Origin of the sequence: Arthrobacter sp. CJ23, from assembly GCF_024741795.1 — a bacterium.
Taxonomy (GTDB): Bacteria; Actinomycetota; Actinomycetes; order Actinomycetales; family Micrococcaceae; genus Arthrobacter.
On record NZ_CP102950.1, the window covers coordinates 1,222,239 to 1,243,543 of the forward strand.

Here is a 21,305-nt window from a genome sequence, read left to right on the forward strand (position 1 = left end):
GGGCGGGGATCCCGTCAGTTGAACACCACGGTCCGGGTGCCGTCGAGGAGCACACGGTGTTCGGCGTGCCACTGCACGGCCTGGGCCAGGGTACGGCCTTCGACGTTGCGGCCCATCTGGACAAACTGGGCAGCCGTGCGGGCGTGGTCCACGCGGATGACTTCCTGCTCGATGATCGGACCTTCGTCGAGGTCGGCCGTCACATAGTGGGCAGTGGCGCCGATGATTTTCACGCCGCGCGCGTGCGCCTGGTGGTACGGCTTGGCGCCCTTGAAGGATGGCAGGAACGAGTGATGGATGTTGATGGCCTTGCCGTTCAACTCCGTGCACAGATCGTTGGAGAGCACCTGCATGTACCGGGCGAGGACGGTCAGCTCGACGTCGTGCTCGGCGATCAGCTTCAGGAGCCGGGCTTCGGCCTGCGGCTTGGTTTCAGGCGTCACGGGAATGTGGTGGAACGGGATGCCGTAGAAGTCGGCCAGTTCCTCAAGATCCCTGTGGTTGGAGACGATGGCCGGGACCTCGATCGGCAGGGTGCCGGCCCGCTGCTGGAACAGGAGGTCGTTGAGGCAGTGCGCGTCCTTGGAACACAGGATGATGGTGCGGACCTTCCGGCCCACGGGGTTGATCTGCCAGGTCATGCCGAAGGCTTCGGCCACGGGGGCCAGTGCCACGCCGAGCTCGGCCTGCGTGGACGACGTGGTCGCCTCCACGCGCATGAAGAAGTTGCCGGTGCTGGGGCTGCCGTACTGCTGCGAGTCTGCGATGTTGCATCCGGCCTCCAGCAGGGCTCCGGCCACCGCATGGACGATTCCGGGACGGTCCGGGCAGGACAGTGTTACGACAAAAGCGGCAGGCAGGGTGGATTCAGTCACACAGTCAAGCCTACCCGGGCTCCCTTGTTGTACTGTTTAAGGCGTCGCAACTGGCGTTGGGTGGTGTACCACCAGGGAGCGGCAATCATGAAGACCACGGATCGTACGCCTGGGCCGAGGGTCACGTTTTACCGGTGCCATCCCTCGTAATGAGAGGGACGCGGCAACAGCCCTGCCGGTAGCCTGACCTGTAGCAGTACCCCGTTGCCTAGCCAGGAGTTCTTCGTGACTACTACCACCTCCGCGACCATCAGCAACCAGTCGCTTGCCGAGCTTGACCCCGAGATCGCCGCGGTCCTTGACCAGGAACTTGGCCGCCAGCGCGGCACCCTGGAAATGATCGCCTCCGAAAACTTTGCCCCCCGCGCCGTCATGGAAGCCCAGGGCTCCGTGCTGACCAACAAGTATGCCGAGGGCTACCCGGGCCGCCGCTACTACGGCGGCTGTGAATACGTCGACGTCGCCGAGCAGCTCGCCATCGACCGCGTCAAGGCCCTCTTCGGCGCCGAGTACGCCAACGTCCAGCCGCACTCCGGTGCCCAGGCCAACGCCGCGGCACTGTCCGCCATGATCACCCCCGGTGACAAGATCCTGGGCCTGTCCCTGGCCCACGGCGGACACCTGACCCACGGCATGAAGCTGAACTTCTCCGGCAAGCTCTACAACGTAGCCGCCTACCAGGTTGAAGAAGACAACTTCCGCATCGACATGGACAAGCTGCGCGAGCAGGCCATCGCCGAGAAGCCGCAGGTCATCATCGCCGGCTGGTCCGCCTACCCGCGCCACCTCGACTTCGCAGCCTTCCGCTCCATCGCCGACGAGGTGGGCGCCCTGCTCTGGACGGACATGGCACACTTCGCCGGCCTGGTCGCAGCAGGCCTGCACCCGAGCCCGGTCCCGTACTCCGACGTCGTGACCTCCACCGTGCACAAGACCCTCTCCGGCCCCCGCTCCGGTGTGATCCTGGCCAAGCAGGAGTGGGCCAAGAAGCTCAACTCAAGCGTCTTCCCGGGCCAGCAGGGCGGCCCGCTCATGCACGTCATCGCCGCCAAGGCCGTGGCCTTCAAGATCGCTGCCGGCGAGGAATTCAAGGAGCGCCAGGAGCGCGTCCTCGAAGGCGCCAAGATCATCGCCGACCGCCTGAACCAGTCCGACGTCGCCGACGCCGGCGTCTCGGTCCTCACCGGCGGCACGGACGTCCACCTGGTCCTCGTGGACCTGCGCAACTCGCAGCTGGACGGCCAGCAGGCCGAAGACCTCCTGCACTCGGTGGGCATCACCGTCAACCGCAACGCCGTGCCGTTCGACCCGCGCCCGCCGATGGTCACCTCCGGCCTCCGGATCGGCACCCCGGCCCTGGCCACGCGTGGCTTCGGCGCCGCAGAGTTCACCGAGGTCGCGGAAATCATCGCCACCGCGCTGAAGTCCGGCTCCGCCACCGACGTCGAGTCCCTCCAGACCCGCGTCGACAAGCTGGCCGCCGACTTCCCGCTGTACCCGCAGCACGAGCAGTGGTAACCCGCTCCCTCTCGGAGCACTGACACGAACACCCCCGGACACCGATCCGGATCAGCTGACGGGATCCGGCGCCCCACACCAGGCGGCGGATCCCGTTGGCATGAGCCCCCCAACAGCTCACCCACAAGAAAGAGCAGACGGAATGACACAGCCCACCGCACAGATCCTTGACGGCAAGGCCACCGCCGCAGCCATCAAGGCAGAACTGACCGAACGAGTGGCGGCCCTGAAGTCCCGTGGCGTCATCCCCGGAATCGCGACCGTGCTGGTCGGTGCGGACCCGGCCTCGCAGCTGTACGTGTCCATGAAGCACAAGCAGTCGGTGGCGATCGGGATGAATTCAATCCAGCGTGAGCTGCCCGCGGACGCCACCCAGGCCGAGGTTGAGGCCCTCATTGACGAACTCAATGCGGATCCCGGATGCCACGGGTACATTGTGCAGTTGCCGCTGCCCAAGCACATTGACACGGACGCCATCCTTGAGCGGATCGACCCCGCCAAGGACGCCGACGGCCTGCACCCGACCAACCTGGGCCGTCTTGTGCTCAACGTCAACGGCCCCATCGACACGCCCCTGCCCTGCACACCCCGCGGTGTCATTGAGCTGCTGCTGCGCAACGGCTATGACCTCAAGGGCAAGCACGTAGTGGTGGTGGGACGCGGCGTCACGATCGGCCGGTCCATCGGCCTGCTCCTGACCCGCCGCGAGATCAACGCCACGGTGACCCTGACCCACACCGGCACCACCAACATGTCGGAGCTGCTCCGCCAGGCCGATGTGATCGTGGGCGCGGCCGGCGTGAAGCACATCGTCAAGGCCTCGGACGTGAAGCCGGGCGCCGCATTGCTCGACGTCGGTGTCACCCGTGAGACCGACGCTGCCACGGGCAAGAGCAAGGTCCACGGCGACATCGACCCCGCCGCTGCGGAGGTGGCCGGCTGGATTTCTCCGAACCCCGGCGGCGTTGGTCCCATGACGGTGGCCCTGCTCATGACCAACGTGGTCGAAGCCGCCGAACGCCAGCTGGCCCTGCAGGACAAGGCCGGCATCGCCTAGCCAGGCGCGGCCACGACGCTAAGCAGCACGCCGGCAGCACAAACATCAGGCAGGGCGCCTGCTCCCACAGGAGCGGGCGCCCTGCCCCGTTAACGACCCCTCTCGCCGCCTGCTGCTATTTCAGCTGTCCCCGGATCTCTCCGCCCGGGAAGGTCGGGGTATGGACATTGACGTAATAGCTGCGCGGGCTGTCGGCAATGGCCTGCAGTACGGCTTCATCCGCGGCGGCGCAGGCCGAAACCGTCCAGCTGCTGCCCGATCCCACCGTGAGCGGAACCAGCACCGGCCCGGCAACGTTCCGTGGCGCAAGGTGGATGTGGGCCGCCGTGGCCGGCAGGGACAGGTTCCGGGCACTCATGGTGTAGCAGAGCTGGTCCCCGTCGATGGTGTAAGAGAAAAAGCCGTTGGCGCCCGTATTGGAGCCGGTGACCTCCTGTTCGGTGTTCAGCGGTATGGCGGGAACGCCGCCTGGATTGGCACCGGCGGCACCGGCGCCCGCGCCGACGGAAACGAGAGCCGCAATGGCTCCCGCCGCCGCGATTTTCCGTACTCTCGTGCGGTCCATTCTCTGCATGATTTGTCCTCACATCCGGCATCCGAATTGTTGGCACCCCCGGCGGTGTTCACGCTACGCCGCCACCTGCCGCCGCAACAGACCTTGAGGCAACAGACCCTGCGGCAACAGGCCAGGTGCCTACTCCTGCGGGAGTAGGCACCCTGCTCCGTCAGCCCGACGACGCGCGGGCTCTCTCCGGCTAGGCTCAGATCATGCAGCGCCGTTTCCCTGGACCACGCCGTTTTGCCGGTCCGCCCACGAGCTTCCTCGTTATCGCGGTGGCCCTGGTGCAGGTGCTGGGCACCTTGTTCGCGGCAAGCCATCAGCCGGCACAGCGCCCCTTGGATGCGCTCGCCTTTGTCCTGCTTCTGGCAGGACCGGCAGCCCTGGCGTTGCGGAAACGCGTGCCGGCGGCCATGCTGCCCGTCACCCTGGCCGCCACCTTCGGCTACCTCCTCTTCGGCTACGCCTGGGGGCCCATTGCCTTCTCGCTCGCCCTGTCGATTCTCCTGACGGCGGCAGCCGGCCTCCGCGGGCAGGCCTGGCTGGGGGCAGGGATCTGTGCCGCCGCCGTGGTGGTGTCCTCGTACCTGGCGGGGGATGATGCCTGGCCCGTCCGGGCCTCCGCCGGTGTGGCCTGGGCGGCGATCCTGGTCCTGATGGGGGAGGGCTTCCGCCGCCGGGGCGAGCGCATGGCCGAGTACCGGCGCCGGCGCGAGGCCTCAAAACAGGCAGAACGCGACGAGTACCGGCTCACGCTCGCCCGGGACATCCATGACGTGGTGGCCCACTCCCTGTCCATGATCAACGTGCAGGCATCCGTGGCGCTTCACTTGGGCGCCAGCGATCCGGAGCGGCTCCGCCCGGCCCTGGAAGCCATCAAGACCGCAAGCAAGGAGTCCCTGGCCGAGGTCCGCCAGCTGCTCGGCGTGCTGCGCGACGACGTCCCGCTCAGCCCGGCGGCACGGCCCAGCCTGGCCAGGATCCCGGAGCTGGTCCAGAACGCCCGGCTGGGCGGCCTGGAGCTCCGCTATGACAACCGTGCGGAGCCGGACCGGATTGCTCCGGCGGAGCAGGAATCGGCCTACCGCATCGTCCAGGAGGCGCTGACCAACGTCGGCAGGCACTCTGGTGCCGGGTCCGCCGTCGTGAGCCTGGAGCTGAAGGACGGCAGCCTGGTGGTGAGGATCGACGACGACGGCGGGGGCATGCGCGGGGCGCTCCCCGGCAACGGCCTCACGGGGATGCGGGAGCGGGCGGCCGCATTGGGCGGGACGCTTACCTTGAGCGAACTGGCCCCGGGCCTCAGGGTCGAAGCGCTCCTGCCGGCAGCCCAGCCAAACACCACCGAAAGCGGGCACCAGTGATCCGTGTTCTCCTCGCCGACGACCAAACCCTCATCAGGGCCGGATTCCGGGCCCTGCTGGACGCCGAGCCGGACATGGAGGTGGTGGCCGAGGCCGGGACAGGCCGCGAGGCCGTGCGGCTGGCGATGCGCGAAGCCCCGGACGTCATCCTCATGGACATCCGCATGCCGGACGGAGACGGCCTCGCCGCGGCACGGCAGATCCTGGCCGAGCCGCGCCTCGCGCAGACGCGCGTCATCATCCTGACAACCTTCGAACTGGACGAGTACATCGCCGAAGCCGTCCGGGCGGGCGCCGCGGGGTTCCTCGTCAAGGACACCGAACCGGAGGAGCTGATCCGTGCCGTGCGGGTAGTGCACGACGGCGATGCCCTCCTTTCGCCGTCCGTGACCCGCCGCATCATGGCCCAGTTGGCCATGCACAGCCGGGCGGCCGCCCGGACCGTGCCGCTGGGGCAGATCACGGGCCGCGAACGCGAGGTCCTGGCACTGGTGGGCGAAGGCCTGAACAACGCGGAGATCGCGGAGCAGCTGTTCATCACGCCGCTGACCGCCAAGACGCACGTATCGCGCATCATGACCAAACTCCAGGTCCGGGACCGGGCCCAGCTGGTGGTCCTGGCCTATGAATCGGGGCTGGTCCAGCCCGGCTGGAGCAGCTGATGCGGAGCCGTCCGTCTCCCGGCGGAGTACGCCCGCACGCGCAAGTGCATCCCCGCAGCGGACGCGCATGAAACGGCCAACAGACAGACTCGAACCAGAGCCGAAACACGGCTTGCCCGGCCGGAGCGGCGGGGCAGAGAGTTTGGATCATCGCCATGTTGACTGCATTGACCACCACCATCGGGGGAGCCGCGGCACAGCTGCCGGCCGCCGTCGTCGCGCATGGACCCTGGGGAGACGGCGGATTCTGGCCGTTCTTCCTGCTGTTCCCGCTGTTCTGGATCCTGATAGTCCTCCTGTTCGTCTTCGTCGGCCGCCGGACCTGGCGCCGGAACCACCGCTGGGCCGCCACCCAGGGCGCCGAGGGCGTGCTGCGGGAGCGGTACGCACGCGGCGAGATCGACGAAACGGAGTTCCGCCAGCGCCTGGAGGTACTGCGCTCGCAGCCCAAGCCCTAGCAAACGGCGGATTCGAGAGGCCCCTCGCAGAAAACTCTGCAAGGGGCCTTTCACGTATCCCCTGGCTCCACTAGCCTGCTAAGGGTGCACAATGAAGCCATCCGCTCCGCCTCCACGTCAGCCAGCTTCCAGATGAACCCACCCATCGTCATCAGCGCCCGGAACCTCACCAAGACATACGGCGAGCTCACCGCCGTCGATTCCATCTCCTTCGAGGTTCCGGCGGGGGAGTCCTTCGGCCTGCTGGGCCCCAACGGTGCCGGCAAGTCCACCACCATGAAGATGATCGGCGGCGTGTCCCGGCGGACGTCGGGCGAGCTCGGCATCATGGGCCTGGATCCGGACAGCCACGGCCCGGAAGTCCGTGCCCACCTGGGGGTGGTGCCGCAGCAGGACAACCTGGACGAGGAACTGCGTGTCCGTGAAAACCTCATCGTCTACGGCCGCTACTTCGGGCTGCCGCTGAGCTACCTGCGCCCCAAGGCCGACGAACTGCTCGAATTCGCCCAGCTGACGGACAAGGCCAAGTCCAAGGTGGACGCCCTCTCCGGCGGGATGAAGCGGCGCCTCACCATTGCGCGTGCCCTCATCAACGAGCCCCGGATCCTGCTGCTCGACGAGCCCACCACCGGCCTGGACCCGCAGGCCCGCCACACGCTCTGGGACCGGCTCTTCCGGCTCAAAGAGCAGGGCGTCACGCTCATCCTGACCACCCACTACATGGACGAGGCGGAACAGCTGTGCGACCGGCTGATCGTGGTGGACAAGGGCCGCATCATGGCCGAAGGCTCGCCCGCCAGCCTCATCCGCGAGCACTCCACCCGCGAGGTCCTCGAGCTCAGGTTCGGCTCCGAACGGAACGCCGGCATCGGCGCCGAGCTCCAGGGCATCGGCGAGCGCCTCGAGGCGCTCCCGGACCGCGTGCTGATCTACGCCGACGACGGCGAGGCCGCCCTGGAACAGGTCACGGCCCGCGGGCTGCGCCCGCTGACATCGCTGGTGCGCCGTTCCTCGCTGGAGGACGTGTTCCTCCGGCTCACCGGCCGGAGCCTCGTTGATTAGCGGGGAACAGTTGATTAGCGCCCACGCCCCGGCCGTCTCTGCCGCCCGCGCCCGGCGCTGGGGTTCGTTCTTTTATGCCGAACAGGTGCTGCGGGTGATGCGCGGCTACGGCTGGTCCGTGTTCCTGTACAGCGTGGGGCAGCCGGTGGCCTATCTCTTCGCCATGGGCGTGGGTCTGGCGAGCCTCGTGGATGCCAACGCGGGAGGCGTGTTCGGCGGCGTCAGCTACCTGTCCTTCATCGCCCCGGCGCTGCTCGTCTCGGCGGCGGTCATGACGGCCTCCGGCGAGTTCTCCTACCCGATCATGGACGGCTTCAAATGGCGGCGCGTGTTCTTCGGCCCGCACGCCTCCCCGCTGGTTCCGCAGCAGATCGCCGCCGGCCACATCATGGCCAGCACGCTGCGGTTCCTGCTCCAATCGCTGATCTACTTCGCCGTCGTCGCGCTTTTCGGGGCTTCCCCCAGCGGCTGGGGGTGGCTGTCGGCGCTGGTGGCCACGCTGGCGGCGCTCTCCTTCGGCCTGCCCCTGATGGCCTACGCCTCGAGCCTGACCAAGGACTCGGGCCAGTTCGCCCTGGTGCAGCGCTTCATCGTCATGCCGCTGTTCCTGTTCTCCGGGACGTTCTTCCCCCTGGATTCGCTGCCGCTGGCCGTGCGCTGGATCGGCTGGATCTCGCCGGTGTGGCACGGCACGGAACTGGGCCGGGTGCTGAGCTACGGACTCGAGGAGCCGCCGCTGCTGACCCTGGCGCACCTCGTGTTCCTGATGGCCACGGCCTCCGCCGGATGGGTGCTGACGCGCCGCCAATTCGCCAAAAGGATGGGCTCATGAGCGCCGTGGCCGAAGGACAAACGGGACCCCGCAGCGCCCCGGAGGCGGCCCGTCAGCGCAGCTTCGGGCCGCTGTACTCCCGCAACGCCCTGGCCGTTGTCTCCCGCGGCCTCATGGCGGCCAAGAGCAGCACCTGGCTCATCCTGGTGTCCGGCTTCTTCGAACCGGTGCTGTACCTGATCGCCATGGGCGTGGGCCTTGGCTCGATCGTGGGCACCGTCCAGGGCCCCGGCGGGCAGGACATCAGCTATGCCGCCTACATCGCCCCGGCGCTCCTGGCCGTGTCCGCCATGAACGGTGCGGTGTATGACTCCACCTGGAACGTCTTCTTCAAGATGAACTTCGCCAAGCTCTACCAGGGCATGCTCTACACCTCGTTGGGGCCCATGGACGTGGCCATCGGCGAGATCTTCCTGGCCCTGCTCCGCGGACTCCTCTACGCCACCGGCTTCACCGCGGTCATGGGCGTCATGGGCCTCATCACCACGCCGTGGGCCGTGCTCATGGTCCCGGCCTCGGTGCTCATCGCCTTCGGCTTCGCGAGCTTCGGCATGGGCATCACCAGCTTCATGAAGACCTTCCAGCAGATGGACTGGATCAACTTCTTCATGCTGCCGATGTTCCTCTTCAGCGCCACGTTCTACCCGCTCAGCGTCTACCCGCAGGCCATCCAGTGGCTCATCCAGGCCATGCCCCTCTGGCACGGGGTGGAGCTGCTGCGCCAGATCAGCATCGGCTCCTTCAGCCCCGCTACCGCCGTGCACGTGGGCTACTACCTGGTGATGATCGTCCTGGGCATCATGCTCACCACGGGACGCCTGCGCCAGCTGTTCCTGAAGTAGGCCCCGGCCGCGGCAGCCAGGGGCCGCGGCAGCCGGCCCCGCCCCCGCCGTGTTCGCCATCCGTGGAATGGCGCAGGCATACTCCGGGGTTTGCGACAATTGATCCATGCAATCTCTTGGCGACCCCCAGTCTTCCGCACCGTCCTCCCAGCCTGCGAAGGGTGTCCTGAAGGGCTTCCGCATCGGCGGCCTGGGCATGGCGGTGGTGATCACCGCGTTCCTGGTGGCCGTCATCTTCGCCGCCAACCAGAACGATGTGGTGGGCTGGATCGTGGCCGTGGTCTCCTTCGGCTGGCTCCTGCTCGCCGCCTTCGTGGTGTTCAGCATCCAGAAGGCAGCCCAGCGCGCCGGAGCCAAGCTGACGGAAGCCCAGAACGCGTTCAACGCGGCAGCCGGCCGCGCGCCGTCGTCGGGCAGTGCGGACCAGGGCGGCACCCGAGTGGTGTCCGAGCGCAACGAGGCGGACGAGATCCGTGACCTCAAGCTGGACCACTCCTTCAAGATCGTCCAGGTGCAGGTCCGCGTGGTCGAGGACGAGCGCGCCAAGGGCGTTTCCGCGGACCAGGACACCATCAACCGTGCCCTCGAGACCATCGCCATCACGTCCACGAACGCCCGCGACATGATCAAGTCCTCGGGCGGCTCCGAGGAGCCCGTCAGCGGCACCATCATCGACTAGAGTAGGGCGGGTGAGCACGGCATTGAAGAAGGACTTCCTTCGCATCGCATCGGTCAACGTCAACGGCATTCGTGCCGCCTACAAGAAGGGCATGGCCGAATGGCTGGAGCCCCGTGACGTGGACATCCTCTGCCTGCAGGAAGTCCGTGCCCCTGACGAGGTGGTCCACCAGCTGATCGGCGAAGGCTGGCACATCCTGCACGCCGAAGCCGAGGCCAAGGGCCGCGCCGGCGTCGCGATCGCCTCCCGCCAGGAACCCGACGCTACCCGCGTCGGCATCGGCGACGACTACTTTGCCACCACCGGGCGCTGGATCGAGGCCGACTACGCGCTGAAGACCGCCGCCGGCGAGGACACCACCCTGACCGTTGTGAGCGCCTACGTGCACTCCGGCGAGGTGGACACCCCCAAGCAGGTGGACAAGTACCGCTTCCTGGACGTCATGAGCACCCGCCTGCCCGAGCTCGCCAAGCACAGCGCCCACGCGCTGGTGGTGGGCGACCTCAACGTGGGCCACACCGAACTCGATATCAAGAACTGGAAGGGCAACGTCAAGCGTGCCGGCTTCCTGCCCGAGGAGCGTGCGTACTTCGACCGTTTCTTCGGTGAAGAAATCGGATGGAGGGATGTCCACAGGGGTCTGGCAGGAAATGTCGCTGGCCCCTACACGTGGTGGTCCCAGCGCGGCCAGGCCTTTGACACGGACACAGGCTGGCGCATCGACTACCACATGGCCACCCCGGGCCTTGCCGCAGCCGCTGTCTCGGCTGTGGTGGACCGGGCGGCGTCATATGACACCCGCTTCTCCGACCACGCACCGCTGGTAGTGGACTACCGGCTCTAAGCCCCGAAAGTTTCCCCATGACGAGCTCCACCACAACTGAAACCGCCGTGTCCGCCGCGACGGCCACCTCCACCAAACTTGCTGCCGGGGCCAAGCACCGCGTGCTGTCCGGCATGCAGCCCTCGGCCGACTCCCTGCACCTGGGCAACTACCTCGGCGCCCTGGTGAACTGGGTCCGCATGCAGGACGAGTACGATGCCATCTTCTTCATCCCGGACCTGCACGCCATCACCGTGCCGCAGGACCCGGTGGAGCTGGCCCGCCGCACCCGGATCACCGCTGCCCAGTACATCGCCGGCGGCGTGGACGTGGACAAGTGCACGCTGTTCGTCCAGTCCCAGGTTCCCGAACACGCCCAGCTGGCGTGGGTCCTGGGCTGCATCACCGGCTTCGGCGAGGCCTCGCGCATGATCCAGTTCAAGGACAAGTCCCTGCAGCACGGTTCGGATCACGCCAGCGTCGGGCTCTTCACGTACCCGATCCTGCAGGCAGCCGACATCCTGCTGTATCAGCCACACGGAGTACCCGTGGGCGAAGACCAGCGGCAGCACATTGAGCTCAGCCGCGACCTCGCCCAGCGCTTCAACAGCCGCTACGGTGAGACCTTCCAGGTCCCCCAGGCCTTCATCCAGAAGGAATCGGCCAAGATCTACGATCTGCAGCACCCCACGGCCAAGATGTCCAAGTCGGCCGAGTCGCCCGCGGGCCTGATCAACCTGCTGGACGATCCGAAGGTCACCGCCAAGCGCATCAAGTCCGCCGTCACGGACACCGAGACGGAGATCCGCTTCGACCGCGAGACCAAGCCGGGCATCTCCAACCTCCTGAGCATCTACTCCGCCATCAGCGGCCAGACGGTCGAGAAGATCGTGGCGGACTATGAAGGCAAGATGTACGGCCACCTGAAGGTCGACCTGGCCGAGCTCGTCTCGGGGCACCTGGCCCCGATCCGGGACCGCGCCAACGAACTCCTGGCCGACCCGGCCGAACTGGACCGCCTCCTGGCCCACGGCGCCACCAAGGCCCGCGAGATCGCCTCGGCCACCCTGGCCGACGTCTACGCCAAGGTCGGCTTCCTGCCGTACGGCGGAGCCCAGGGAAACCGCTAAGCCCATGTGCGCCGCCGGCAAGCTCAACGCTGAGACCGCGTCCCCCCGGGGTGCAGGCGGTCCGGACGTTGATGCGCGCCGGCAGCCTGTCTCCGGTACCGGCTGCGGTACCGGGGACAGCTTGTGCGTGGGCGTCATCCTCGGCTTCCCGCCGGAGATCGCCGAAGAGCTCCAGCAATGGCGTGCCTCCTTCGGGGACCCCATGGCGGAGGTCATTCCGGCCCACATCACGCTGATCACCACCACGCCCACCCAGGACTGGGACGCCACGCGTGACCACGTCCGGGAGGTCGCCCGGCAGCAGGCCCCCTTCAGCATCACCATCTCCGGCACCGGCTCGTTCAGGCCGGTTTCCCCGGTGGTGTTCGTCAATGTGGAGGACGGCTTCGAGGAGTGCGTCCGGCTACATGAACGGCTGCAGACCGGCCCGCTTGAGCGGCTGCTGCCCTTCCCGTACCACCCGCACGTCACGGTGGCCCACGATGTCGCCCCGGAAAGCCTCGATGAGGCCGAAACGGTCCTGCAGAACTACAGCGCCACTTTCCCTGTGGTTAGCATGGGACTTTACGAGCACGATACCGACGGCATCTGGCAGCTACGGGAAGAGCTGGACTTTGGCAGCGACAGTGACGAAGCACGCGAAGCGGAATCCAGCCCGAGCAGCGGACAAGCCGCCGCTGCCAACTGAGCGCGCCAAGCTCAAGCTCCGGCTGATCCGGCGCAGGCAGGAATGGGGCCACGCCCGCCGCTCCGGCCAGGGCGTCCTGAAATCGGCGCCGGTCCTGTTCAGCCTCCTGCAGGCCAGGCTCTCCACGGTGCTGCCGCTGCGCGCCTGGCAGCACTACGCGCTGCAGCACGGACCCCTCCTGAGCGCCGGCATCGGCTTCACCATGTTCTTCTCCATCACGGGCCTCCTCGCCACGGGCTTTGCCCTGGCGGGCCTGGTCCTGAGCAGCAACCCTGTTTTGGTGGATTCAATCATCGAGAGTGTCTCCCGGGCCGCGCCGGGACTGTTGAAGCTCGACGGCGGCGAGGGCCTGGTGGAGCCGGAGCAGCTTCTGAATCCTTCCGGGCTGGGCCTGACCGCCGCCATCGCGGCAGCGGTCACCGTGTTCACCTCGCTCGGCTGGATGAGCGGGGTCCGGGACGGCCTGCGCGGCGTCCTGCGCCTGCCCGCCCTCGAACGGAACCCCGTGCTGCTGAAGCTGGGGGACGCTGCGACGCTCCTGCTGCTCGGCGTGGTCCTGGTCCTGAGCGCCGGTGTGTCGTTGGTCTTCGGCACCGCCGCGGGCTGGCTGATCGGGCTCCTGCGCCTGGACGAGGCCGTGGCCGGGCCGGTGGCCGGAATCGTGAAGGTCGCGGTGCCGCTGCTGCTGAACTGGGCGACGGCGGCCATCATGTTCCGCCTGGCGGGCGGCCTGAAACTGGGCAGGCGGACGTTCCTGGAGGCCACGGCCCTGGCCGGGGTGGGCACTACCCTCCTGCAGGTCTTCAGCACCGAACTGCTGGCCCGGGCAGGCCAGAACCCCGTCCTCGCGCCCTTCGCCATCATCATCGGCCTGCTCATCTGGTTCAACCTGGTCAGCCAGGTCTACCTGCTCGCCGCCGCCTGGGCAGCCATCCGGGAAGCCGACCTCGGCGAGGCCGGGCCGCCGGCCAAGTCGGCGCTTGGCTCCCGGCACGTCCCGCCCCACGCGCCTGCGGACGCTAAACGGCGTCGAGGTACTGCTCGGCCCACGCGGCGATGATGCGGGCCACGCGGGCTGCCTGACCCTTCCCGGTGAGAAGGTGCTCGCTGCCTTCGAGCGAGATGAAGCTGCGCGGGTGCCGGGCCGTGCGGAAGATCTCACTGGCGTTGTCGATCCCCACGGTGTTGTCGGTGGGGGAATGCATCACCAGGAGCGGCTTGTGCAGCGTCCGGATGCAGTCGCGGAGATCCGCGGCCTCCACGTCCTCCACGAAGTGCCGGCGCACTTCCATGCGCCGCCCGCCGAGGTCCACCACGGCGCTGCCCTCGTTCAGGATGGTGCCGATCTCGGCGTCGAACATGTGCTCCACGTGCTTGGGCTCGAACGGGGCACCCACGGTGACCACGGCGTCCAACCCGGGAACGCTGCGTGCGGCGGCCAGCACCGCGGCCCCGCCAAAGGAGTGCCCCACCAGCAGCGAGACCTCCCGGCCCTGGGCCCGCATGAACTCCGCGGCCAGCACGGTGTCCGCCACCTTGACACTGAAGGAGCCGGCCGACCACTCGCCGCCCGAACCGCCCAGGCCAAGGTTGTCGAAGCGCAGCATGCCCACGCCCTGGTCCGCCAGGCCCTTGCAGATGCGGGACGCGGCCGGGCTGTCCTTGCCGAGCGTCAGGCCGTGCGAGAACACGCCCCAGCCGCGCACCGGGCCTTCGGGCACATCCACGGTTCCAGCCAGCATCTCGCCGCTGCTGCCTTCGAAACTGATCTTCTCCGACTTGGACACGCTGATCTCCTTGTGATTGTCGCTGACCGTATTAACGACGACGGCGCCGTTCACCATCAGTGGTGAGCGGCGCCGTCGTGCTGTCCTTAGGGTGACCGGCGGACTAGATCTTGCGGGCCAGGATGGCCTGCTTGACCTCGGCGATTGCCTGCGTCACCTGGATGCCGCGCGGGCATGCTTCGGAGCAGTTGAAGGTGGTGCGGCAGCGCCACACGCCTTCCTTGTCGTTGAGGATCTCCAGGCGCATGTCGCCGGCGTCATCACGGGAGTCGAAGATGAAGCGGTGGGCGTTGACGATCGCTGCCGGGCCGAAGTACTGGCCGTCGGTCCAGAAGACCGGGCAGGACGAGGTGCAGGCAGCGCACAGGATGCACTTGGTGGTGTCGTCAAAGCGTTCGCGGTCCTCGACGGACTGCAGGCGTTCCTTGGTGGGCTCGTGGCCCTTGTTGATGAGGAACGGCATGACCTCGCGGAAGGACTGGAAGAACGGCTCCATGTCCACGATCAGGTCCTTCTCCACGGGGAGGCCCTTGATCGGTTCAACGGTGATGGGCTTGGTGGTGTCCAGGTCCTTCAGCAGCGTCTTGCAGGCCAGGCGGTTGCGGCCGTTGATGCGCATGGCATCGGAACCGCAGACGCCGTGGGCGCAGGAGCGGCGGAAGGAGACGCTGCCGTCGATTTCCCACTTGACCTTGTGCAGGGCATCCAGCACGCGGTCCGTGCCGTACATCGTCAGCTTGTAGTCGTCCCAGCGGGCTTCTTCCGAAACCTCGGGGTCGTAGCGGCGGACGCGCAGGGTGATGTGGAACGTGGGGATTTCACCGTCGCCGGCCACGCTCGCCGGAAGCTCGATCTTGGAAGCGGGCTCTGCCATTTCGGTAGTCATTAGTACTTACGCTCCATCGGCTCGTAACGGGTGAAGACAACGGGCTTGGTCTCGAGACGGATGCCCGCAACGGATTCGGCCGACGAGTCGACGGTGACGGAGGAGTCCAGGTAAGCCATGGAGTGCTTCATGAACTTTTCGTCATTGCGGTCCGGGAAGTCCTCGCGGTAGTGGCCGCCGCGGGACTCTTCGCGGTGCAGTGCACCAACGGTCATGACCTTGGCCATGTCCAGGAGGAAGCCGAGTTCAACGGCCTCCAGCAGGTCCAGGTTGAAGCGCTTGCCCTTGTCCTGGACCGTGACGTTCTTGTAGCGCTCTTCGAAGGAGTCGATGTCGCTGAGGACCTTCTCGAGGGATTCCTTGGTGCGGAACACCTGCATGTTGGCGTCCATGGTGTCCTGCAGTTCCTTGCGGATCTGCGCAACACGCTCGGTGCCGTTGCCCTCGAGGAGACCGGAGAGCAGGCCGCGGGTCATTGCTTCCGGGTCCTCCGGCAGCTCGACGAAGTCGGCCGTCTTGGAGTACTCGGCGGCGGCGATGCCGGCGCGCTTGCCGAACACGTTGATGTCCAGCAGGGAGTTGGTGCCCAGGCGGTTGGAGCCGTGCACCGAGACGCAGGCAACCTCACCGGCGGCATACAGGCCCGGCACGATCGTGTCGTTGTCCTGCAGCACCTCGGTGGTGATGTTGGTGGGGATGCCGCCCATGGCGTAGTGCGCCGTCGGGAAGACGGGGACCGGATCCGTGAACGGCTCCACACCCAGGTAGGTGCGGGCGAACTCGGTGATGTCCGGGAGCTTGGCCTCGATGTGGGCCGGTTCCAGGTGGGTCAGGTCCAGGAGGACGTAGTCCTTGTTCGGGCCGCAGCCGCGGCCTTCACGGACTTCGTTGGCCATGGCGCGGGCCACGATGTCACGCGGTGCGAGGTCCTTGATGGTGGGGGCGTAGCGCTCCATGAAGCGCTCACCCTCCGAGTTGCGCAGGATGGCACCTTCACCGCGCGCACCTTCGGTGAGGAGGATGCCCAGGCCGGCGAGGCCGGTCGGGTGGAACTGGAAGAACTCCATGTCTTCCAGGGGGATGCCGCGGCGGAAGGCGATGCCCATGCCGTCACCGGTGAGGGTGTGGGCGTTGGAGGTGGTCTTGAAGACCTTGCCGGCGCCGCCGGAGGCGAAGACCACGGACTTGGCCTGGAAGACGTGCAGTTCGCCCGAGGCGAGATCGTAGGAGACCACGCCGGCAACGCGCTTCTGCTTGTACGGCGTGCCGTCTTCGCGCACTGCGTCTTCTTCGACCATCAGCAGGTCCAGGACGTAGTACTCGTTGTAGAACTCGACGTTGTGCTTGACGCAGTTTTGGTACAGCGTCTGCAGGATCATGTGGCCGGTGCGGTCGGCGGCGTAGCATGCGCGGCGGACCGGAGCCTTGCCGTGGTCGCGGGTGTGGCCACCGAAGCGGCGCTGGTCAATGCGGCCTTCGGGCGTGCGGTTGAACGGCAGGCCCATCTTTTCCAGGTCCAGCACGGCGTCGATGGCTTCCTTCGCCATGACCTCGGCCGCATCCTGGTCAACCAGGTAGTCGCCGCCCTTGATGGTGTCAAAGGTGTGCCATTCCCAGTTGTCTTCTTCGACGTTGGCCAATGCTGCACACATGCCACCCTGTGCCGCACCGGTGTGGGAGCGGGTGGGGTAGAGCTTGGTCAGTACCGCTGTTCGTGCGCGCTGGCCGGATTCGATCGCCGCGCGCATGCCGGCGCCGCCGGCGCCGACGATGACTACGTCGTACTTGTGGACCTGCATACTAGATGCTCTTTCTCTCTAATTCAGATGGTCGGCGGAGGCTGCTCCGCTGAGTTGCGCACTGCCGGCCCGGGCCGGCGGCGGCGCGGGAGCCGTTACGGCGCCGGGCAGAAACCGCCGGGCAGCTGAACGCCGTCGACGACGGGGCACGGGTTGAACGTGAAGATCACCAGGGTGCCAAGAATGATGATGACCGTGGTGGCGGCGTAGAGGACTACCTTGAGCCAGAAGCGCGTGGAGTCCTTTTCGGCGTAGTCGTTGATGATGGTGCGGACACCGTTGGTGCCGTGCAGCATGGCCAGCCACAGCATGGCAAGATCCCAGATCTGCCAGAACGGGTCGGCCCACTTGCCGGCAACGAAGCCGAAGTCGATGGCGTGGATGCCTTCGCCCACCAGCAGGTTCACGAAGAGGTGGCCGAAGATGAGGACCACCAGGACGACGCCGGAGAGGCGCATGAACAGCCAGGCCAGCATCTCGAAGTTGCCCTTGCTGCCGCCGGTGCGGTTGTACTTGGGCGCAATCTTGCCGGATCCGATGTTTCCGCTGCGCGGGTTCTGGATGGTGGTCATGGCTTAGTGGCCTCCCAGAGCGAGGGAAAGGTGGCGGATGGCGAAGGCGGCGAAGGTGACCAGCCACAGTGCCAGTACGATCCACAGCATCTGGCGCTGGTACTTTGCACCCTTCTTCCAGAAGTCGACGGCGATGACGCGCAGGCCGTTGAAGGCGTGGAACACAATTGCGGCGACCAGGCCGGTTTCGCCAAGGGCCATCAGGGGGTTCTTGTATGCGCCGATAACGGCGGTGTAGGCCTCAGGGGACACGCGCACCAATGAGGTGTCCAGCACATGGACCAACAAGAAGAAAAAGATCACTACACCGGTAATACGGTGTCCAACCCAGGACCACATGCCTTCACGGCCGCGGTACAAGGTGCCAGCTGGTTTTGTCGGCACTGAATAAACCTTCCTGCAACACAGCGGCGCTGGCATGGGACCACGCGGGGGGAACGCCTGCTGCGAGAGCACTCGTAGCTCAGGCCTAAATCTAGGCTTCGCTCACAGCTTATTCAATTTAGGCACCCCTTGATGTCCCCGCAATTGCGTGAGTTTCGCGGAATAGCGGCAAATCGGGGGTGTTCGTGAGACAAAGGCCACATATCCGTGCCTGTCCGCCGATATCCACCTGCGTCAGATAAGGTACTGCGGTGAGTACAGACAACGCGAGCACCCCGAATTCGCCACTGAGCCGCTTCCACGCGGTCATCCCTGCCGGCGGAGTCGGGACGCGGCTGTGGCCGCTCTCGCGTGCCGCCGCACCCAAATTCCTCCATGACCTGACGGGCTCGGGAAGCACCCTGCTGCGGTCCACCTACGATCGCCTGGGTCCGCTGGCCGGCAACCGCATCCTGGTGGTCACGGGCGTTGCCCACCGCGCCGCCGTCTGCCGGCAGCTCCCCGAGGTCTCCGACGACGAACTGGTCCTCGAGAGCGAGCCCAAGGACTCCGGCGCCGCGATCGGACTCGCAGCCGCCATCCTGCACCGCCGCGATCCGGACACGATCATGGGCTCCTTCGCCGCGGACCAGGTCATCAGCCCGGACGAGCTTTTCCAGGAAACCGTGCGCGAGGCGATCTATACCGCAGCCACGGGGAAGATCGTGACCATCGGCATCAAGCCGACCCACGCCTCCACGGGCTTCGGCTACATCCGCTCGGGTGTGGCCCTGAACGTAGAAGGCGCCCCGAACGCGCACACCGTGGTCGAGTTCGTGGAGAAGCCGAGTGAAGAGGTGGCCAAGAAGTACGTGGAGGCGGGGGACTACGTCTGGAATGCAGGCATGTTCGTGGCTCCCGTGGATCTCATGCTCAAGCACCTCGAAGCCAACCAGCCGGTGTTGTTCGCCGGCCTCCAGGAGATCGCCGATGCTTGGGACACGCCGCGACGCGCCGAAGTAACCGCGCGTGTTTGGCCCACCCTGCCCAAGATCGCCATCGACTACGCCGTGGCGGAGCCGGCAGCGGCGGCCGGGGACGTCGCCGTCGTGCCTGGCACTTTCCGTTGGGACGACGTCGGTGACTTTGCCGCCATCGGCCGCCTCAACAATGCCGGCGACGTGGACGAAGTAACGGTCCTCGGCGAAGGCGCCCGTGTGTTCGCCGAGAACGCGAGCGGCGTGGTGGTGTCGGACACGAAGCGCGTCATTGCCCTGATCGGCATCAAGGACGTGGTCATTGTTGATACCCCGGATGCCCTCCTGGTCACCACCAAGGAGCACGCCCAGCTGGTCAAGGGCACGGTTGACGCGCTCAAGGCCAGCGGCGACACGGACGTTCTCTAGGACCTCAGGCCCCGCGCTTATACCGTCGTTCGTCCCCCGGGACCGCAAAGAGTGAACACGGCGTAACCAAGAGGCGACTTTCAGGCGCGGCCGGGCGCGGATGGCTATGGTTGTGACGTGCGCAATTACTCGACTGAAACCGAGCCGACCCCCGTTGTGGGGCCCTGGCTGGACGACCTTCTGCCGGAACTGACCGAATTCCGCCGTGACCTGCATGCGCACCCTGAACTTTCCTTCAAGGAGTTCCGCACCACGGACAAGCTCGTCGAGCGCCTGGAAGCTGCCGGGCTGAAGCCCCGGCGCTTGGAAGGCACGGGGCTGACGGTGGACATCGGCGAGGGCCCCATCGCGACCGCCCTCCGCGGCGACATCGACGCCCTGCCCATCATCGAGGAGACGGGCCTTCCGTTCGCCTCGAAGAACCACGGCGTCACCCACGCCTGCGGGCACGACATCCACACCGCCACCATGCTGGGCATTGCCCTGGTGCTGCAGCGGATGCACGAAAGCACCCCGCTGGGCGGCACCGTGCGCATCATCTTCCAGCCGGCCGAGGAAACCATGCCCGGCGGCGCGCTGTCCTGCATCGAACAGGGCGTCCTGGAAGGCGTGCCGCGCATCCTCGCCCTGCACTGCGACCCGCGCATCAACGTCGGCCAGATCGGCACGCGCATCGGCGCCATCACCTCCGCCTCGGACACCATCAAGATCGAGCTGACCGGCCGCGGCGGCCACACTTCCCGCCCGCACCTGACCGAGGACCTGGTCTTCGCACTGTCCCAGATCGCCATCAACGTCCCGGCCGTGCTGTCCCGCCGCGTGGACGTCCGCAGCGGCGTGTCCGTGGTGTGGGGCCAGATCTCGGCAGGCTCGGCGCCCAACGCCATCCCCGCCAACGGCTACATGGCCGGGACCATGCGCTGCCTGGACCGCGACGCCTGGCACAGCGCAGGGGAACTGCTCGACGACGTCGTGCAGCAGGTTGCCGCGCCCTACGGAGTGGACGTCCACTTGGAGCACACCCGCGGCGTCCCGCCCGTGGTCAACTCCGAGCACGAGACGGCCATCATCGAGGCGGCCGCCCGCGCCGAGTTGGGGGAGCATGCCGTGGTCCTGACGCCGCAGTCCATGGGCGGCGAGGACTTCGCCTGGTTCCTGGCAGACCTCCCGGGCGCCATGATGCGCCTGGGCACGCACGTTCCCGGCGGCGAGGAGTACGATCTCCACCGCGGCGACTTCATCGTGGACGAGCGCGCCCTCGGCTGCGCCATCCGCGTGCTCACGGCCGCCGCGCTGCGCACCATCCGCGGCGTCTAGGAACCTCCAGCGCGAGAATCCCAGCGCGAACGGGCAGTTGCGGCCCCCTGAACAGCGTTTTTCAGGGCCGCAACTGCCCGTTCGCGCTTCCCTTCCCGGAATTAAGTTGTGCACAATTTAATTGTGGGCTATCGTTTACTCCATGAGTGAAGCTCCCCGCCTCCGGCACCAGGTCTGTTTTGCGCTCTACTCGGCGTCCAAGGCCGCGACGGCGGTCTACCGGCCGTTGCTGGACGCACTCGGGCTGACGTATCCGCAGTACCTCGTGATGCTGGTCCTGTGGGAGCAGGACCCCCGCAGCGTCCGGGAAATCGGCGAGGAGCTCGGCCTGGACTCCGGCACCCTGTCGCCGCTGCTCAAGAGGCTCGAATCCCTGGGTTTCGTGGAACGCCGCCGCTCAGCCGAGGATGAACGCCGGGTCGACGTCCTGCTGACGGACGCCGGCCGCGAGCTCAGCGCCGGAGCACAGGCCGTGCCGCAACGCCTGGCCGACGCCGCCGGACTCACCCCGGCAGAGCTCACCCAGCTGCACGGCACCCTCGCCCGCCTCACGGCCGCCCTCCACGACTCACCCTGACGCTTCTCCGCGCCACCCACCCCCGCGCGAACTGGCAGATAATGCCCTG

At 67.0% G+C, this 21,305-nt stretch carries 23 protein-coding genes; 16 read left to right on the forward strand and 7 right to left on the reverse strand.

The features are described 5' to 3' along the window. Positions 1 to 14 precede the first annotated feature (14 nt). Positions 15 to 875, reverse strand: a complete 861-nt coding sequence (purU, locus tag NVV90_RS05475; protein ID WP_258440181.1) for a formyltetrahydrofolate deformylase — start codon at positions 873 to 875, stop codon at positions 15 to 17. A 225-nt stretch (positions 876 to 1,100) separates the two neighbouring features. Here purU and glyA point away from each other — a divergent pair, with 225 nt between their 5' ends. Further along, complete coding sequence (glyA, locus tag NVV90_RS05480; protein ID WP_258440182.1) at positions 1,101 to 2,393, forward strand: serine hydroxymethyltransferase; 1,293 nt, start codon at positions 1,101 to 1,103, stop codon at positions 2,391 to 2,393. A gap of 142 nt (positions 2,394 to 2,535) precedes the next feature. Continuing rightward, a complete protein-coding gene (locus NVV90_RS05485) occupies positions 2,536 to 3,450 on the forward strand; it encodes a bifunctional methylenetetrahydrofolate dehydrogenase/methenyltetrahydrofolate cyclohydrolase (protein WP_258440183.1) in 915 nt (304 codons plus the stop codon). A gap of 115 nt (positions 3,451 to 3,565) precedes the next feature. Here NVV90_RS05485 and NVV90_RS05490 read toward each other — a convergent pair whose 3' ends face one another. Next, positions 3,566 to 4,024, reverse strand: a complete 459-nt coding sequence (locus NVV90_RS05490; protein WP_258440184.1) for a CHRD domain-containing protein — start codon at positions 4,022 to 4,024, stop codon at positions 3,566 to 3,568. Between the two features lie 194 nt (positions 4,025 to 4,218). Here NVV90_RS05490 and NVV90_RS05495 point away from each other — a divergent pair, with 194 nt between their 5' ends. The 11 genes from NVV90_RS05495 (at position 4,219) to NVV90_RS05545 (ending at position 13,609) form a co-directional block, all read left to right on the forward strand. Continuing rightward, complete coding sequence (locus tag NVV90_RS05495; RefSeq protein WP_258440185.1) at positions 4,219 to 5,373, forward strand: sensor histidine kinase; 1,155 nt, start codon at positions 4,219 to 4,221, stop codon at positions 5,371 to 5,373. Beyond that, positions 5,370 to 6,035, forward strand: a complete 666-nt coding sequence (locus NVV90_RS05500; protein WP_258440186.1) for a response regulator transcription factor — start codon at positions 5,370 to 5,372, stop codon at positions 6,033 to 6,035. The genes NVV90_RS05495 and NVV90_RS05500 overlap by 4 nt, the downstream gene beginning before the upstream one ends. Positions 6,036 to 6,190: 155 nt before the next feature. Further along, positions 6,191 to 6,493, forward strand: coding sequence for an SHOCT domain-containing protein (locus tag NVV90_RS05505; RefSeq protein ID WP_258440187.1), 303 nt, complete (start codon positions 6,191 to 6,193; stop codon positions 6,491 to 6,493). Between the two features lie 132 nt (positions 6,494 to 6,625). Further along, complete coding sequence (locus tag NVV90_RS05510; RefSeq protein ID WP_258441081.1) at positions 6,626 to 7,555, forward strand: ABC transporter ATP-binding protein; 930 nt, start codon at positions 6,626 to 6,628, stop codon at positions 7,553 to 7,555. Positions 7,556 to 7,565: 10 nt separating this feature from the next. Beyond that, on the forward strand, positions 7,566 to 8,387 hold the full coding sequence (locus tag NVV90_RS05515) for an ABC transporter permease (protein WP_258440188.1): 822 nt from the start codon (positions 7,566 to 7,568) through the stop codon (positions 8,385 to 8,387). After that, the gene (locus tag NVV90_RS05520) at positions 8,384 to 9,229 is read left to right on the forward strand and encodes an ABC transporter permease (RefSeq protein ID WP_258440189.1); all 846 of its coding nucleotides are present in this window, start codon (positions 8,384 to 8,386) and stop codon (positions 9,227 to 9,229) included. Before NVV90_RS05515 ends, NVV90_RS05520 begins: the two co-directional genes overlap by 4 nt. A 106-nt stretch (positions 9,230 to 9,335) precedes the next feature. Further along, positions 9,336 to 9,908 (forward strand): hypothetical protein, encoded by a 573-nt coding sequence (locus NVV90_RS05525; protein WP_258440190.1) that lies wholly within the window; start codon positions 9,336 to 9,338, stop codon positions 9,906 to 9,908. Between the two features lie 10 nt (positions 9,909 to 9,918). Continuing rightward, positions 9,919 to 10,752 (forward strand): exodeoxyribonuclease III, encoded by an 834-nt coding sequence (locus NVV90_RS05530; protein ID WP_258440191.1) that lies wholly within the window; start codon positions 9,919 to 9,921, stop codon positions 10,750 to 10,752. 17 nt (positions 10,753 to 10,769) lie between these two features. Further along, entirely contained in the window at positions 10,770 to 11,861 is a 1,092-nt protein-coding gene (gene trpS / locus NVV90_RS05535) for a tryptophan--tRNA ligase (RefSeq protein WP_258440192.1), read from the forward strand. Positions 11,862 to 11,865: 4 nt separating this feature from the next. After that, a complete protein-coding gene (locus NVV90_RS05540; RefSeq protein WP_258440193.1) occupies positions 11,866 to 12,549 on the forward strand; it encodes a 2'-5' RNA ligase family protein in 684 nt (227 codons plus the stop codon). Beyond that, complete coding sequence (locus NVV90_RS05545; RefSeq protein WP_258440194.1) at positions 12,488 to 13,609, forward strand: YihY/virulence factor BrkB family protein; 1,122 nt, start codon at positions 12,488 to 12,490, stop codon at positions 13,607 to 13,609. The genes NVV90_RS05540 and NVV90_RS05545 overlap by 62 nt, the downstream gene beginning before the upstream one ends. Here NVV90_RS05545 and NVV90_RS05550 read toward each other — a convergent pair. The 5 genes from NVV90_RS05550 to sdhC form a co-directional block, all read right to left on the reverse strand. Next, a complete protein-coding gene (locus tag NVV90_RS05550) occupies positions 13,569 to 14,336 on the reverse strand; it encodes a carboxylesterase (RefSeq protein WP_258440195.1) in 768 nt (255 codons plus the stop codon). The genes NVV90_RS05545 and NVV90_RS05550 overlap by 41 nt on opposite strands. 103 nt (positions 14,337 to 14,439) lie before the next feature. Then, positions 14,440 to 15,222, reverse strand: a complete 783-nt coding sequence (locus tag NVV90_RS05555; protein WP_207614322.1) for a succinate dehydrogenase iron-sulfur subunit — start codon at positions 15,220 to 15,222, stop codon at positions 14,440 to 14,442. Then, positions 15,222 to 17,021 carry a succinate dehydrogenase flavoprotein subunit gene (gene sdhA, locus NVV90_RS05560; RefSeq protein WP_258440196.1) on the reverse strand — a complete coding sequence of 600 codons (1,800 nt, stop codon included), beginning with the start codon at positions 17,019 to 17,021 and terminating at the stop codon, positions 15,222 to 15,224. The genes NVV90_RS05555 and sdhA overlap by 1 nt, the downstream gene beginning before the upstream one ends. A 95-nt stretch (positions 17,022 to 17,116) precedes the next feature. Beyond that, positions 17,117 to 17,593, reverse strand: coding sequence for a succinate dehydrogenase hydrophobic membrane anchor subunit (locus NVV90_RS05565; RefSeq protein WP_258440197.1), 477 nt, complete (start codon positions 17,591 to 17,593; stop codon positions 17,117 to 17,119). A 3-nt stretch (positions 17,594 to 17,596) separates the two neighbouring features. Then, positions 17,597 to 17,932, reverse strand: coding sequence for a succinate dehydrogenase, cytochrome b556 subunit (gene sdhC, locus NVV90_RS05570; protein WP_309304115.1), 336 nt, complete (start codon positions 17,930 to 17,932; stop codon positions 17,597 to 17,599). A 296-nt stretch (positions 17,933 to 18,228) separates the two neighbouring features. Here sdhC and NVV90_RS05575 point away from each other — a divergent pair, with 296 nt between their 5' ends. From NVV90_RS05575 to NVV90_RS05585, 3 genes are all read left to right on the forward strand, one after another. Beyond that, on the forward strand, positions 18,229 to 19,362 hold the full coding sequence (locus NVV90_RS05575) for a mannose-1-phosphate guanylyltransferase (protein WP_258440198.1): 1,134 nt from the start codon (positions 18,229 to 18,231) through the stop codon (positions 19,360 to 19,362). A gap of 117 nt (positions 19,363 to 19,479) precedes the next feature. Continuing rightward, positions 19,480 to 20,679 carry an amidohydrolase gene (locus NVV90_RS05580; RefSeq protein ID WP_258440199.1) on the forward strand — a complete coding sequence of 400 codons (1,200 nt, stop codon included), beginning with the start codon at positions 19,480 to 19,482 and terminating at the stop codon, positions 20,677 to 20,679. A gap of 142 nt (positions 20,680 to 20,821) precedes the next feature. Further along, positions 20,822 to 21,256 carry a MarR family winged helix-turn-helix transcriptional regulator gene (locus NVV90_RS05585; protein WP_258440200.1) on the forward strand — a complete coding sequence of 145 codons (435 nt, stop codon included), beginning with the start codon at positions 20,822 to 20,824 and terminating at the stop codon, positions 21,254 to 21,256. The last annotated feature ends 49 nt before the right edge of the window (positions 21,257 to 21,305 follow it).